The organism is Mesorhizobium sp. Root102 (assembly GCF_001425625.1).
Lineage (GTDB): Bacteria > Pseudomonadota > Alphaproteobacteria > Rhizobiales > Rhizobiaceae > Mesorhizobium.
Genome location: NZ_LMCP01000001.1, coordinates 406,279 through 419,463, shown reverse-complemented (window position 1 = coordinate 419,463; position 13,185 = coordinate 406,279). Strand labels below are relative to the sequence as shown.

Below are 13,185 nucleotides of genomic sequence, written 5' to 3'. Positions count from 1 at the left end.
TCCACTTTTCGGGATCATGCTCTAGAAGCCGTTTTTCCCCGGTATCCAGTTGGTGCCGGCCAGCGGTACGCCGGCCATGGCGGCTGCCTCGATCGTCAGCGCGACGAGGTCCTCGGGTTCGAGATTGTGCAGGCTGTTCTTGCCGCAGGCGCGAGCGATCGTCTGCGCTTCCAGCGTCATCACTTTGAGGAAGTTCGCCAGCCGGCGTCCGGCGGCAATCGGGTCGAGCCGTTTCATCAATTCGGGGTCCTGCGTGGTGATGCCCGCGGGGTCGCGGCCCTCGTGCCAGTCGTCATAGGCGCCGGCCGTGGTGCCGAGCTCGTTGTATTCCGCCTCCCAGCGGGGATCGTTGTCGCCGAGCGCGACAAGGGCAGCCGTGCCGATCGAGACCGCGTCGACGCCCAGCGCAAGGGCCTTGGCGACGTCCGCGCCGTTGCGGATGCCGCCGGAGACGATCAGCTGCACCTTGCGGTGCATGCCGAGATCCTGCAGCGCCTGCACCGCCGGCCGGATGCAGGCAAGCGTCGGCTGGCCGACATTTTCGATGAACACTTCCTGGGTCGCGGCGGTGCCGCCCTGCATGCCGTCGACGACGACGACATCGGCGCCGGCCTTCACCGCAAGCGCGGTGTCGTAGTAGGGCCGGGCGCCGCCGACCTTGACGTAGATCGGCTTTTCCCAGTCGGTGATTTCGCGCAGTTCGAGGATCTTGATCTCGAGATCGTCGGGCCCAGTCCAGTCAGGGTGGCGCGATGCCGAGCGCTGGTCGATGCCTTTCGGCAGCGTGCGCATTTCGGCGACACGGTCGGAGATCTTCTGGCCAAGCAGCATGCCGCCGCCGCCGGGCTTGGCGCCCTGGCCGACGACGACTTCGATCGCATCGGCCCGGCGCAAATCGCGCGGGTTCATGCCATAGCGCGACGGCAGGTATTGATAGACCAACTGCTTGGAATGGCCGCGCTCCTCCTCGGTCATGCCGCCGTCCCCCGTGGTGGTCGAGGTGCCGGCTAACGTCGCGCCGCGCCCGAGTGCTTCCTTGGCAGGGCCGGACAACGATCCAAAACTCATCCCGGCGATGGTGATCGGGATCTTCAGCTCGATCGGCTTCTTGGCGTGACGCGAGCCCAGCACGACGCTGGTGTCGCAGCGCTCGCGATAGCCTTCGAGCGGATAGCGCGAGATCGAGGCGCCGAGGAACAGAAGGTCGTCGAAATGGGGCAGTTTGCGCTTGGCGCCGCCGCCACGGATGTCATAGATGCCGGTCGCCGCGGCGCGGCGGATTTCGGAAAGCGTATAGTCGTCGAAGGTCGCGGATTTGCGCGGCGTCGTCGGCGGGTTCTTGTAGGTCATGCTGCCTCAATACGCGTCGGCGTTGTCGATATTGAAATTGTAGAGCGTGCGCGCCGAGCCGTAGCGCTTGAACTCCGACGGCTTGAAGCCGGTGACGCCGGCGCGGTCGAGCAGGCCTTGCAGCAATTCCAGATGCTCGGGCCGCATCTCCTTGGCGATGCAGTCGGCACCCAGGCTGTCGACCTTGCCGCGCACGAACAGCCGCGCCTCGTAGATGGAATCACCCAGCGCGTCGCCGGCATCGCCCAGCACCACCAGATTGCCCGATTGCGCCATGAAGGCCGACATGTGGCCGATATTGCCGTACACGACGATGTCGATGCCCTTCATCGAAATGCCGCAGCGCGACGAGGCGTTGCCTTCGATGACCAGCAGGCCGCCTTTGCCCGTGGCGCCGGCATATTGGCTGGCGTCGCCTTTGATGGTGATCGAGCCCGACATCATGTTCTCGCCGACGCCTGGGCCTGCCGAACCATGCACGGTGATGGTGCTGCCGGAATTCATGCCGCCGCAGTAATAGCCGACGCTGCCACGCACATCGATGGCAACAGGTTGGTCGACGCCGACGGCGACCGAATGACTGCCTTTCGGGTTCAGCACTTCCCATGCCGTTTCGTTCGAGCCGGGGGCCAGATTGTGCAGCGCCTGATTGAGCTCGCGCAGCGACTGGTGGTCGAGATCGAAGACCCGAGGGTCGTGCGCCGCCGTCCTTGAAAGCTTGGTTGCCGGCATGAACTCAATGCTCCCAGAAATAGACGGTTGCGGGCTCGGGTTCCCAGACCCTCGCATTGTCTATGCCGGGCAGTTTGGTCAGCGCGCGATATTCCGAGCCGAAGGCGACATACTGGTCGGTTTCGGCCATCACGGCGGGCTTGCAGGCGATCGGGTCGCGCACCACGCCGAAGCCGTTCTTGGTGCCGACGACGAAGGTGAAGAAGCCGTCGAGATCGGAGAGCGTGCCTTCCAGCGCCTCGCCGAGATTCTTGCCATGCGCCATCTGCGACGAGAGATAGGCGGCCGCGACCTCGGTGTCGTTCTCGGTCTCGAAGGTCATGCCTTCGCGGATCAGCTCGCGGCGGACATTGTTGTGGTTGGACAGCGAACCATTGTGCACCAGGCACTGGTCGGCGCCGGTCGAGAACGGATGCGCGCCCATCGTCGTGACCGCTGATTCCGTTGCCATGCGGGTGTGGCCGATGCCATGCGTGCCGGTCATCTTGCGGACATCGAAGCGATCGACGACCGCCTCGGGCAGGCCGACTTCCTTGTAGATTTCGACAACGTCGCCAGCGCCCATGATGCGGATGTCGGGGCGCAGCGCCTGGATGGCTTTGCGCGCCTCATCGATCTTGGCGGGCGTGGTCTTGACGACCGCATGGGTGGATTTCACCGCGATCGTCACCGGCGTGCCAATGGCCTTGGCGAGCTCCGCCTCGAGACTGCGGAAATCGCGGTCGGGCTTGGCTGACTGGATGGTGATCTTGGCCTCATTTTTGGACGGCGCGCCATAGATGGCAATGCCGGCGCTGTCCGGTCCACGATCGCTGAGCGAGATCAGCATCTGCGACAGCATCGCACCAAGCTGGGGTTCCAGCGACTTGTCCTTCAAAAACAATCCGACAATTCCACACATGTCAGCCTCCCGGCGTTTGTAGCTAAGAGATGATGTATCGAATGAGTCCCATAAATTCAATCAAATGAAAAAAATTTTCCTCTAGTTACGCGTGCGGCCCAATGCCGCTCTGCGCACTGTCGCCGTCTCGCCGGGCATTGTGAACCCATTTGGCGGTGCGAATGCGGGCGATCTTGTAAGCGTCGAGAATCGACAAGGCATAGATGAGGAAGCCGCCGGCGTGGCGACCGACAAAGCTGGCGTCTGTCGGCGCGATCTTGGCTGTGACCCATGCCAGGATCACCATGAAGAAGAGGAACTGCAGGCCGCGCACCGGTACGCCCAGCATGACGTGCCCGCTTACCGGCAGCACGATTGCCGCGCCGAGAACCAGATAGGGGTTGGTGGGTGCAGGGATGGAACTGGTCATGCGGCCTGCCGTTCGCTTTTGTTGATGGCGTCGCGAAGCGCCGACACCGACACCAGCAGTCTCTCGATCAGCGCGGCATCGAGTGTGGCGTCGCCAAATTCGGCCTGCCGGAAAACGCCATAGCGCGCCCGATCGGCCTCGGCCAGCAGCCAGACGATACGTATACCCTTGGGCGTGATCAGCATTTCCTTGGCGCGCCCTTCAGCAAAGATCTCGATATGGCTGGCGATGAGGCCTTGTGGGAAGCGCGCCACCCTCCGGTCGGTGCGCAGCACCGCCTCGGCAGGAAATCCCGGAGATTTGGGCAGCGTATGCTCTAGATGATCGAAATTGGAGAAGCTCGTCGGCGAGCCCGACCGCATCATCATGTCGAACGTCGCTGGCACCGCGACCTCTTCGGTGATCGAAACACTGAGCCAGCGCGCCGGCAGTTTCCGCGTCGCCAGCGTATCGACGATGGTGCGCACCTGGACGCGTTGGCTGTTCCACGATCCTTCCCAGGTGATGACGCCGGCGGTGCCGTCCGAAACATTGGCAGCGTCGGCGATGACTGTGCGGATGCGGCCCTGCTCGACGGCGAGCGCCATCGAGGCCCTGCTGCGGCTGACACGCGCCTGCCAGGCAAGGTGAAGGACGAGAGCCAGGACAATGGCCCCGGCCAGCAGTGCTGATGTCACCTCGGACATTTTCTCACGCCAGGCCCGCCCGGGATCCGAACGGGCCTACTCCCATCAATAGCCCTGCGGCTTTGGCCACGGCATGGTGAATTGGTCGCCGCGCCGCACAAATTTGTAGCGATAGAAATGGAACCACAGCGAGATCAGGAAATAGAAGGCGACCATGGCGATCAGTTGCGAGCCGAAGCCGAGGAAGATGGCGAAGAAGGTCACCACACACAGGCTGAACAGCACGATGGCCGGGATCGGATGAAAGGGGTGCGTGTAGCCGCGCCGGATGGAGCCGAGCGGCCATTTCTTCCTGAACATGATGATGTTGATGCTCATGAAGGTGTATTGCAGCACGCCTGACAGGATCGAGAAGGTGATCGCCTGGTTGAGGTCGGCGATGAAGGCGAAGGCTAGCGCGATCGGCAGCAGGAACAGGATCGAACGATAGGGCGTGCGATATCTCGGATGCACAGCCGAGAACCATGTCGGCAGATAGCGGTCGCGACCGAGCGAGAACCAGGCACGCGCCGCATCGTTGATGCAGCCATTGGCCGACGCCAGTGCGGCAAGCAGCGTCGCGACGAACAGCAGGTTCTCGAGCAGCGGGCTGCCGGTAAGCTTGCCCGCGTCCCACAGCGGGTAATAGGTGATGCCAAGATATTCCCACGGCATCATCGAGGCGCAGACATACCAGGTCATGGCGGCGGCGATCAAAAGCGTGATCATGCCGGCCATGGTGCCGTAGGGCAGCGAACGGGCGGGCGAGCGCACTTCCTCGGCGGCCTGCGTGGTGCCCTCGATGCCGAGATAGTACCAGATGCCGAACTGGAAGGCGGCGATGACGCCTATCCAGCCATAGGGGAGCGCATTGCCGGGAGTGACCAGCTCGTTCAGCTTCAGCACCGCGCCTTGCGTCCACGGGCTGACCGAAAAGAACAGGATGACGATCGAGATATAGGCGATCGCGGTGATGACGAAGTTGACGTTGAGCGTCATCAGCACGCCGCGATAGTTCAGCCACGCCAGCACGACGATGGTGGCGGCGATGAAGGAATTGTGGGTGAGCCCTTCGACCCCCGCCTTGGCGACGATCGTATCGCCGAGCAGGATGGCGTCGGACACTTCGAGCATGGTGTAGGCAAAGACCAGGAACAGAGCGACGTTGAACGCCATCAGCGGCCCGACGATGTGCTTGGCCTGCGCATATTGGCCGCCTGCGGCGGCGACGGTCGATGTGACCTCGGAATCGATCATCGCGACCGAGGTGTAGAGCAATCCGACGACCCAGCAGACGATCAGTGCTGCCAGCGCACCACCCTTGTCGGCGGCAAAGTTCCAGCCGGTGAATTCGCCGACCAGAACGATGCCGACGCCGAGTGCCCAGACATGGGCGGGGCCAAGCACGCGCAGCAGTGAAACCCTGTCCCCGTGAATTGCCGGTTCAAGTGTGACCGTCATTGTTCAATCCCCACTCAGATCCGGTGTTTTTCGGAAGCGGCTTCAAGCTCGCCTTCGCGCGATGAGGTCAGCACCTCCTCGGAAAAGGTCGTGTCGACCTTGAACCAGTCATAGAGCATCCACAGGGCAAGCACGATCGAGATGCCCCAGCATGCATAGGAGAGTAGCGTCCACATGGTGCGTCCCTCGATTACTTGTCGTCGAATTTTTCGTTGATGACGTCGCGATATTCGCGGTCGGATGCGCGGAACAGGAAGACGAAATAGCCGATCAGCACCGCGGCCATGATGACCAGCGTCGGCCAGTCGATGACATAGTGGAAGCGGTTCTGGATGATGTCGTGCGCGGTCTCGGGCGTGTAGCCGAGCTTTTCCCAGATCGAGGCCATGGTCGGGTTCTGGCCGAGCGCTTCCCACGTCTTGGCGTCGAGCGCGTCGATGGATTTCGCCGCACCGGCAAGGCCCAGCTTGAGCGGCAGCCACAGCGCCACGAAAATGGCGACCACGACGACGGCGATGTCGAAAACCTGCCCGGCCTTGCTCTGCTCCGGTGGCGTGTAGCGGGACATCTCTTCTACCCCTCAGGACTTGCGGTTGCGGAACGCGTCGGCGTTCTTGATATCGAGCCCGTAGATGAACTCCTTGTCTTCCTTGTAGTGCTTGACCATCGCCAGGATCGCGGCCGTGTTGAAGATCAGCACTGCAGCGGCGGCGATCGCGACCACGGCCTTGATGCCGCCGTGCGGGATGTAGGGCCATGTCATCAGGAGCACGAAGAGGATCGTCGCCCACAGGCAAACGATCAGGAGCGCGGATCCGCGCACGTCGGAACGATACAGCGCTTCGATGCGCTGCTGCATGTCTGACATCGGCTTTCCCCTTTTTCCAACGCTCGACCCCGAATTGGCCGCCCGTTGCCCTCTTTCAAGAGAGTGAAATTTTTTTCATAAATTCAGTCCGAATTCCGCAATTGTCAAGCGCGATTTACGTTGGGTTAATTGTTTGCTTCGCGCGGCGGATTTTGCCTGACAATGAAATTAATTGCTTATGGGGATTGCGGCACCCGGAGGTTTGCGGTCAATATTCGGCCAAAGCTCCCGCCGCTGCGCAGGGGGCAGGGAACAGCTAAAGAATTTTCGAAACGGAGGACGAGCGGATGACGGCATCCTGGAGATTTTCGACCCTGGCGGATCGCCATCGCGCGCTCGGTTCGAAGCTCGAAGACTGGAGCGGCATGGGAACTGCCTGGACCTACGACAAGGATGCCGACGAGGAGTACATTGCCATCCGCACCAAGGCCGGCCTGATGGATGTCTCCGGCCTCAAGAAGGTCCACATCACCGGGCCGCATGCTTCACACCTGATCGACCTGGCGACGACGCGCGATGTCGAAAAGATCTACCCCGGCAAGTCGGCCTATGCCTGCATGCTGAATGAGGCGGGGAAATTCACCGACGATTGCATCCTCTACCGCACCGGCCCCAATGCATGGATGGTCGTGCATGGCTCCGGCACCGGCCATGAGGAGTTGCAGCGGGCAGCGATGGGGCGGGATGTCTCGGTGCGCTTCGACGACAATCTGCACGATTTGTCGCTGCAGGGTCCGACAGCGGTCGACTATCTCGCCCGGCACGTGCCGGGTATCCGCGACCTCAACTATTTCCACCACATGCAGACGCAGCTGTTCGGCTTGCCCGTCATGATCTCGCGCACCGGCTATACCGGCGAACGCGGCTACGAGATCTTCTGCCGCGGCCAGGATGCCGGCACGATCTGGGACAGGATTCTCGACGAGGGCAAGAGCGCCGGCATCATTCCATGCCGCTTCACCACGCTCGACATGCTGCGCGTCGAAAGCTACCTCTTGTTTTATCCCTACGACAATTCGCAGAAATACCCGTTCGACAATGAAGGCCCCGGCGACACGCTGTGGGAACTCGGCCTCGACTTCACCGTCAGCCCCGGCAAGACGGGGTTCCGGGGCGCCGAGGAGCATTACCGCCTGAAGGGCAAGGAGCGCTTCAAGATTTATGGCGTTCTGCTGGACGGCAAGGAGCCGGCCGATGAGGGCGCGCTGGTCTATCGCGACGGCAAGAAGGTGGGCGTGGTGACCTGCGCCATGTATTCGCCGCTGGTCAAGAAATCGATGGGCATCGCCCGGCTCGACGTCGATTGTGCGGTCAAGGACACCAAGCTCGAAATCCGCAACAAGAGCGGTGCCATCAAGGCCACCGCTCAGCCACTTCCCTTCGACGATCCCAAGAAGACCAAGCGCACGGCGAAAGGTTGAGGCATAGTCAACGGCGAGGGGTTTGAGGCACGAAGACTTAAATGGCAGCCAAAAGTATCATCAGCCGGCCCGTTTACGGAACCTTGTCTCCGCAACCCGGCAAACAGCATCTTTTTATCGCGGATGCGGAAGGGGCGCTGGCGATAGCGGAGATGGCCGAGAGGGCGCCGCCCGGGTTTTTCGACGACGCCGAAATCGTCTTCATTCCCGGGCCTGACGGCAAACACATCGCCGCGCTCGAAGCGCTGAAACCGGCGCAGTTTCATCAGGCGCCGTCCTTCGCCAGCCTGCTGCCACGGCTCAGGCAGACACTCGCCAACGCGCATATGGGCGTGCGCCTCTATCTCTCGGGCACCGAGGGCCTGATCGGCCAAGCGATGCAGGTGGCGCTGGAAACCGGCATCGACCACACCTCGATACAGACCGAGCACCGCGGTTCGCTGGCGCGGCGCATGCAATGCGTCCACTGCAAGGGCATCACCGAGAACGTGACCACGCAGCCGGCGACCTGTGCGCATTGCGGCCTGCTGCTGCTGGTGCGCGATCACTATTCCAGGCGCATCGCGGCGTTCCAGGGCGTCTGCATCAATGCGGAAGATCGCTCAGAGATTCCTCCGATGGAGGAGATTTTTCGATGAGCACCGGAACAACAAAACTCGATGTCGTGGTCAGCGATGTCGTCCCGGTCAACGATCTGGTCACCCGCTTCCATTTCCGCCGGCGCGACGGCGAGCTTTTGCCGACCTTTTCCGGCGGTGCCCATGTCGTGGTCGAGATGCGCGATGGCGAGCGCACCCGGCTCAATCCCTATTCGCTGATGGGCTCGCCGCTCGACACGCGCGAATACACGATCTCCGTGCGGCGCGACGATGTCGGCCGTGGCGGCTCGCTGTTCATGCACCGGAGCGTCAAGCCCGGCATGGAGATGGTGGTCAGCTATCCGGTCAATCTGTTCTCGCTCGACCTGCGCGCCAGGAAGCATCTGATGCTGGCCGGCGGCATCGGCATCACGCCGTTCATGGCGCAGACCGCTCAGCTTGCGGCGGAAGGCGGCAATTTCGAACTGCACTACACCTGCCGCACCGCATCGCTCGGCACCTATGCCGATGTGCTGCGCGAACGCTACGATCGCCGGGTCAGGCTCTATCATGACGACCTTGACGAGCGCATCGAACTCGACCGGTTGCTGTCGACGCAGCCGCTCGGCACGCATCTCTATGTCTGCGGCCCGGCGGGGATGATCAACTGGGTGCGCGATCGCGCGGCAAGCCTTGGCTGGCCGGCGGAAACCGTGCATTTCGAGCATTTCGCGGCACCCCAGCCCGGACTGCCGTTCGATGTGACGCTCGCCGTCAGCGGCAAGACGATCCGCGTCGATGAGCAGCAGAGCCTGCTGGAAGCGATCGAGGCGGCCGGCGTCGATCCGCCCTATCTCTGCCGCGGCGGCGTCTGCGGCCAGTGCGAAACCAACGTCATCTCTTCGGACGGCAAGTTCATCCACAACGACCATTGGCTGAGCGAGGAAGAGCACCGTTCGGGCAAGAAGATCATGCCGTGCGTGTCGCGCTTCGAAGGCCAGTCGCTGGTCCTGGAGCGGTAGGAGAAAATCATGGGCATCACCTTTCGCAAGGAAACGTTCCGCGACGACTTCACCTTCAAGAACAGCCCGGAGCACATCAAGCGCTTCCCGTTTCCGTTCCACGAAGACGCTTACATGTATGCGGTCAACATCGAGCCGCATGTCGTCGGCCCGAAGGGCAGCGTGCTGGAAAACCTGATCGACGTCGACGAGCACTATGTCGCCGAGATGCAGGACCGCGCGCTGGTGCTGGCCGAGGATCCGCTGCGCTGCCAGTCGCTGCCGCACATGACGCTGGCCGGCTGGGACCTGCTCGAGCTTTTGATGGAGCAGCAGGCTTCAGGCTATCCCGAGCATTTCACGCTGACGCGCGACGGCGACCGCTGGCGCTGGATCAACCGGCCGCTAGGCATCGACGACACCTTCACCTTCGGCGACACCTCGACGCTGCCTTACGGGCCGATGGAATACATCACGCGGCAGAGCCAGGGCGATTTCTGCATCCTCGACCAGCGTGACGGCAATCTGTGGATGGATGCCGGCATGGTCACCACCCAGGCCGACTGGTCGCTCGATTTCGACATCGGCATGAACTTCTTCGAATGGCACGCGCCGGTACCACTGGCGCATGAAAAGGGGATTTTTGTCAGGGCGCTGAAATTCCTCACCAACATCCAGCAAGGCAAGCCGGCCCGGCGCCTGAACTGGACGATGACCATCAACCCGCGCCTCGACACCAGCCCGGAGAACTACCACAAATGGGGTCCGGACCGCACCACGGTGACGCCGGAGAATGTCGGCGACAAGGTGCATCTTCGCGTCGAACTGCAGAGCTTCTGGCGGCTGCCGCGTTCGAACGGCATCGTCTTTCCGATCCGCTGCTATCTGATCAAGATGGACGAACTGGTGACGCAGCCGAAATGGGCACGGCGCCTGCATCGCGTCATCCGCGACCTTCCAGACGAACTCGCCACCTACAAGGGGCTCACGCGCTATCGGCCGACGCTGGTCGAATGGCTGTCGAAGCTGGATGACGGCAGTCCGACGAGCCCGGGGTTCGGACCGGACTAACCCGCGCTGTTTTGCGGATAGCAGATGATCGAGAGATAGCGCATCGGCAGTCGCGTCAGTTGCTCCGGTCCGTGCGGTGCGTCGGCGTCGAAGAACAGGCTGTCGCCGGGCTTCATCGGGTAGAGGTTGCTGCCGTGCCGGTAAACGACCTCGCCTTCGAGCATGTACAGGAACTCCATGCCCTCATGCTGGAAGGTCGGGAACACGTCGGAATCCTCGGTCAGCGTGATCAGGTAGGGTTCGACGACGACGCCGCTGGTGTTGGAGCCGATATGGCCGAGCAGGTTGTACTGGTGACCGGCGCGCGTGCCGCGGCGCTCGACATCGAGGCCTTCGCCCGCCTTGACGAAGACGGCGCTGCGCTCCTCCTCGAAGCGGCGGAAGAATGCGGTGACGGGAACGCCGAGTGCCCGCGACAGCGCCTGCAACGTAGTCAGGGAGGGCGAGGTGATACCGTTCTCGATCTTCGACAGCATGCCGAGCGAAATGTCGGTGGCGACGGCGAGATCGGCGACGGTGATGCCGAGCTTCTTGCGGAAGGCCCGCACCTCGCGGCCGATCGCGACCTCCAGCACCTTTTCGCGGGTGTCGCGAATGGCATGCGGGTTCTGCGTCAGCGGCGCGCGGATGGTTTTCCCGTCGGCCGAGACCTTTGGCAGCGGCTTGGCCTTTGCGGCCGTGGGACCAGCCTTGGAATCGGAAGTTTTCTTCGCCATGTCGCCCCCGGCACTCCTGGGATTTATTTCACTCTAGGTGAACATGTCAGGTGCCGATACAGCAGCGCAACCGCGACGGCAAGTCGCCTGAAGGCGCATGCGCATGATCCGGCGTTTAGCCGCGTCTGGTTTTTCGCAGGAAATCCACCGCGGTGGAACCTAGTTTCAGCACCGGACTGTTGACAGCACGAAAGGGCGAATTACTGTCCCTGTGAGTGAAATTTGTTTCGTAAGAGCAATTCAGATCGGGAGGCCTGCAATGAAAAGTCGCGTTGCCGTCATCGGAGCCGGCCCGTCCGGCCTGGCACAGCTCAGGGCCTTCAAGTCGGCGGCCGACAAGGGCGCCGACATTCCCGAAATCGTCTGCTTCGAAAAGCAGTCGGACTGGGGCGGCCTGTGGAACTACACCTGGCGCACCGGTCTCGACGAGCATGGCGACCCGGTGCACGGCTCGATGTACCGCTACCTCTGGTCGAATGGGCCAAAGGAATGCCTGGAATTCGCCGACTACACCTTCGAGGAGCATTTCGGCCGGCCGATCGGCTCCTATCCGCCGCGCGCCGTGCTGTGGGACTACATCAAGGGCCGCGTCGAAAAATCCGGCCTGCGCAAATGGGTGCGCTTCAACAGCCCGGTGCGCATGGTCACCTTCTCCGACGCGACGAAGAAATTCACTGTCACCGCCCATGACCGCACCAACGACGTCACCTATTCGGAAGAATTCGACAATGTCGTCGTCGCTTCTGGGCATTTCTCGGTGCCCAACGTGCCCTATTTCGAAGGTTTCTCGACCTTCAACGGCCGCATCCTGCACAGCCATGATTTCCGCGACGCGATGGAGTTCAAGGGCAAGGATATCCTGATCATCGGCCGCTCCTATTCGGCCGAGGACATCGGCTCGCAATGCTACAAGTACGGCGCTAAATCGATCACCTCCAGCTACCGCTCGAAGCCGATGGGCTTCAAATGGCCTGACAATTGGAAAGAGGTGTCGCTGCTGCAGAAGGTCGTCGGCAAGACCGCGCATTTCAAGGATGGCACCACCAAGGATGTCGACGCCATCATCCTGTGCACCGGGTATCTGCATTCCTTCCCTTTCCTCACCGACGACCTCAAGCTCAAGACCGCCAATCGCATGTGGCCGCTGGATCTCTATGAAGGCGTGGTGTGGGAGAAGAACCCGAAGCTGTTCTATATCGGCATGCAGGACCAGTTCTACACCTTCAACATGTTCGACGCGCAGGCCTGGTTCGCCCGTGACGTCATCATGGGCCGCATCAAGCTGCCCTCGGCCGAGGCGATGGCGGAACACGGCGCGAAGTGGCGCGCGCGCGAGGAGACGCTGGAAGACGCCGAGCAGATGATCTGGTTCCAGGGCGACTACACCAAGGAATTGATGGACCAGACCGACTATCCCGGCTTCGACGTCGAGGCGGTCAACCAGACCTTCATGGAGTGGGAACACCACAAGGGCGAAGACATTATGAGCTTCCGCGACCACGCCTACCGCTCGCTGATGACCGGCACCATGGCGCCGCTGCACCACACGCCTTGGCTGCAGGCGCTGGACGATTCGATGGAGAGTTATCTCGAGGTGAAGGGGGTTGCGGCGGAGTAACCGGCGGGCTTGCCGTCAGGCCGGCGCTGCGACCCAGTCGTGGCGACTCTTGTCGTAGACTGACTGTGTCGGCGCCGGGAACGACGGGTCAGCGAAGCAGCCGACGGCAACGGCCACCGCTGCGGGTCTCCGTGACGGATACCAGAAGACCGTCGAGCCGCACGTTCCGCAGAAATGGAAGGTGACGGGAAAGCCGCTGTCGGAATCGCGTTGGTATGACTGGAATGAGCCGCTGATCTCGGTCTCGGCGGCATCAAAGAAGGCGGCGATCCCGAACGGACTGCCGGTCCGCCGCTGGCAGTCCAGGCAATGGCAAAGCGAGACCTTGGCCGGCTCTTGCGGGCAGCGGATCTGCAATTGGCCGCAGGTGCAGCGAGCTGTCCGGCTTGTCATC

The 13,185-nt window shown here is 62.1% G+C and carries 16 protein-coding genes; 5 read left to right on the top strand and 11 right to left on the bottom strand.

Features of this window, described 5'->3' with window-relative positions; all coding sequences use genetic code 11:
* Nucleotides 1-21: 21 nt before the first annotated feature.
* The 9 genes from ASD12_RS01995 to ASD12_RS01960 all read right to left on the bottom strand — a co-directional run bounded on the left by ASD12_RS01995 (nucleotide 22) and on the right by ASD12_RS01960 (nucleotide 6,386).
* Entirely contained in the window at nucleotides 22-1,350 is a 1,329-nt protein-coding gene (locus tag ASD12_RS01995; protein WP_056581359.1) for an FMN-binding glutamate synthase family protein, read from the bottom strand.
* A 6-nt stretch (nucleotides 1,351-1,356) separates the two neighbouring features.
* On the bottom strand, nucleotides 1,357-2,082 hold the full coding sequence (locus ASD12_RS01990; RefSeq protein WP_056581356.1) for a GXGXG domain-containing protein: 726 nt from the start codon (nucleotides 2,080-2,082) through the stop codon (nucleotides 1,357-1,359).
* 4 nt (nucleotides 2,083-2,086) lie between these two features.
* On the bottom strand, nucleotides 2,087-2,983 hold the full coding sequence (locus ASD12_RS01985; RefSeq protein ID WP_056581353.1) for a glutamine amidotransferase family protein: 897 nt from the start codon (nucleotides 2,981-2,983) through the stop codon (nucleotides 2,087-2,089).
* An 85-nt stretch (nucleotides 2,984-3,068) separates the two neighbouring features.
* The gene (locus tag ASD12_RS01980) at nucleotides 3,069-3,392 is read right to left on the bottom strand and encodes a hypothetical protein (RefSeq protein WP_056581350.1); all 324 of its coding nucleotides are present in this window, start codon (nucleotides 3,390-3,392) and stop codon (nucleotides 3,069-3,071) included.
* Nucleotides 3,389-4,078 carry a hypothetical protein gene (locus ASD12_RS01975; RefSeq protein WP_056581347.1) on the bottom strand — a complete coding sequence of 230 codons (690 nt, stop codon included), beginning with the start codon at nucleotides 4,076-4,078 and terminating at the stop codon, nucleotides 3,389-3,391. Before ASD12_RS01975 ends, ASD12_RS01980 begins: the two co-directional genes overlap by 4 nt.
* Nucleotides 4,079-4,123: 45 nt before the next feature.
* Nucleotides 4,124-5,518, bottom strand: coding sequence for an amino acid permease (locus ASD12_RS01970; protein ID WP_056581344.1), 1,395 nt, complete (start codon nucleotides 5,516-5,518; stop codon nucleotides 4,124-4,126).
* A 14-nt stretch (nucleotides 5,519-5,532) separates the two neighbouring features.
* Nucleotides 5,533-5,694, bottom strand: a complete 162-nt coding sequence (locus ASD12_RS34750) for a hypothetical protein (RefSeq protein ID WP_082525195.1) — start codon at nucleotides 5,692-5,694, stop codon at nucleotides 5,533-5,535.
* 14 nt (nucleotides 5,695-5,708) lie between these two features.
* Complete coding sequence (locus ASD12_RS01965; protein ID WP_056581341.1) at nucleotides 5,709-6,086, bottom strand: hypothetical protein; 378 nt, start codon at nucleotides 6,084-6,086, stop codon at nucleotides 5,709-5,711.
* Nucleotides 6,087-6,098: 12 nt separating this feature from the next.
* On the bottom strand, nucleotides 6,099-6,386 hold the full coding sequence (locus ASD12_RS01960) for a hypothetical protein (RefSeq protein ID WP_056581339.1): 288 nt from the start codon (nucleotides 6,384-6,386) through the stop codon (nucleotides 6,099-6,101).
* Nucleotides 6,387-6,673: 287 nt separating this feature from the next.
* Here ASD12_RS01960 and ASD12_RS01955 point away from each other — a divergent pair, with 287 nt between their 5' ends.
* From ASD12_RS01955 to ASD12_RS01940, 4 genes are read left to right on the top strand one after another with little or no spacing between them, the layout of a single operon-like run.
* Nucleotides 6,674-7,807 (top strand): aminomethyltransferase family protein, encoded by a 1,134-nt coding sequence (locus ASD12_RS01955; protein WP_056581336.1) that lies wholly within the window; start codon nucleotides 6,674-6,676, stop codon nucleotides 7,805-7,807.
* Between the two features lie 41 nt (nucleotides 7,808-7,848).
* Nucleotides 7,849-8,445: a dimethylamine monooxygenase subunit DmmA family protein gene (locus ASD12_RS01950; RefSeq protein ID WP_056581333.1), complete on the top strand. Its 597-nt coding sequence runs from the start codon at nucleotides 7,849-7,851 to the stop codon at nucleotides 8,443-8,445.
* On the top strand, nucleotides 8,442-9,407 hold the full coding sequence (locus ASD12_RS01945) for a PDR/VanB family oxidoreductase (protein WP_056581330.1): 966 nt from the start codon (nucleotides 8,442-8,444) through the stop codon (nucleotides 9,405-9,407). The genes ASD12_RS01950 and ASD12_RS01945 overlap by 4 nt, the downstream gene beginning before the upstream one ends.
* Nucleotides 9,408-9,416: 9 nt before the next feature.
* On the top strand, nucleotides 9,417-10,457 hold the full coding sequence (locus ASD12_RS01940) for a DUF3445 domain-containing protein (protein ID WP_056581326.1): 1,041 nt from the start codon (nucleotides 9,417-9,419) through the stop codon (nucleotides 10,455-10,457).
* On the opposite strand, the gene ASD12_RS01935 is transcribed toward ASD12_RS01940, so the two are convergent.
* On the bottom strand, nucleotides 10,454-11,173 hold the full coding sequence (locus tag ASD12_RS01935) for an XRE family transcriptional regulator (RefSeq protein ID WP_056581322.1): 720 nt from the start codon (nucleotides 11,171-11,173) through the stop codon (nucleotides 10,454-10,456). The genes ASD12_RS01940 and ASD12_RS01935 overlap by 4 nt on opposite strands.
* Nucleotides 11,174-11,432: 259 nt before the next feature.
* Here ASD12_RS01935 and ASD12_RS01930 point away from each other — a divergent pair, with 259 nt between their 5' ends.
* On the top strand, nucleotides 11,433-12,791 hold the full coding sequence (locus ASD12_RS01930; RefSeq protein WP_056581319.1) for an NAD(P)/FAD-dependent oxidoreductase: 1,359 nt from the start codon (nucleotides 11,433-11,435) through the stop codon (nucleotides 12,789-12,791).
* 15 nt (nucleotides 12,792-12,806) lie between these two features.
* Here ASD12_RS01930 and ASD12_RS01925 read toward each other — a convergent pair whose 3' ends face one another.
* Nucleotides 12,807-13,184, bottom strand: coding sequence for a GFA family protein (locus ASD12_RS01925; protein ID WP_056581316.1), 378 nt, complete (start codon nucleotides 13,182-13,184; stop codon nucleotides 12,807-12,809).
* Nucleotide 13,185 lies beyond the last annotated feature (1 nt).

Coding starts and splice junctions, on each gene's coding strand:
- ASD12_RS01995 (WP_056581359.1), bottom strand. CDS start 1,350: ATGACCTACAAGAACCCGCCGACGACGCCGCGCAAATCCGCGACCTTC.
- ASD12_RS01990 (WP_056581356.1), bottom strand. CDS start 2,082: ATGCCGGCAACCAAGCTTTCAAGGACGGCGGCGCACGACCCTCGGGTC.
- ASD12_RS01985 (WP_056581353.1), bottom strand. CDS start 2,983: ATGTGTGGAATTGTCGGATTGTTTTTGAAGGACAAGTCGCTGGAACCC.
- ASD12_RS01980 (WP_056581350.1), bottom strand. CDS start 3,392: ATGACCAGTTCCATCCCTGCACCCACCAACCCCTATCTGGTTCTCGGC.
- ASD12_RS01975 (WP_056581347.1), bottom strand. CDS start 4,078: ATGTCCGAGGTGACATCAGCACTGCTGGCCGGGGCCATTGTCCTGGCT.
- ASD12_RS01970 (WP_056581344.1), bottom strand. CDS start 5,518: ATGACGGTCACACTTGAACCGGCAATTCACGGGGACAGGGTTTCACTG.
- ASD12_RS34750 (WP_082525195.1), bottom strand. CDS start 5,694: ATGTGGACGCTACTCTCCTATGCATGCTGGGGCATCTCGATCGTGCTT.
- ASD12_RS01965 (WP_056581341.1), bottom strand. CDS start 6,086: ATGTCCCGCTACACGCCACCGGAGCAGAGCAAGGCCGGGCAGGTTTTC.
- ASD12_RS01960 (WP_056581339.1), bottom strand. CDS start 6,386: ATGTCAGACATGCAGCAGCGCATCGAAGCGCTGTATCGTTCCGACGTG.
- ASD12_RS01955 (WP_056581336.1), top strand. CDS start 6,674: ATGACGGCATCCTGGAGATTTTCGACCCTGGCGGATCGCCATCGCGCG.
- ASD12_RS01950 (WP_056581333.1), top strand. CDS start 7,849: ATGGCAGCCAAAAGTATCATCAGCCGGCCCGTTTACGGAACCTTGTCT.
- ASD12_RS01945 (WP_056581330.1), top strand. CDS start 8,442: ATGAGCACCGGAACAACAAAACTCGATGTCGTGGTCAGCGATGTCGTC.
- ASD12_RS01940 (WP_056581326.1), top strand. CDS start 9,417: ATGGGCATCACCTTTCGCAAGGAAACGTTCCGCGACGACTTCACCTTC.
- ASD12_RS01935 (WP_056581322.1), bottom strand. CDS start 11,173: ATGGCGAAGAAAACTTCCGATTCCAAGGCTGGTCCCACGGCCGCAAAG.
- ASD12_RS01930 (WP_056581319.1), top strand. CDS start 11,433: ATGAAAAGTCGCGTTGCCGTCATCGGAGCCGGCCCGTCCGGCCTGGCA.
- ASD12_RS01925 (WP_056581316.1), bottom strand. CDS start 13,184: ATGACAAGCCGGACAGCTCGCTGCACCTGCGGCCAATTGCAGATCCGC.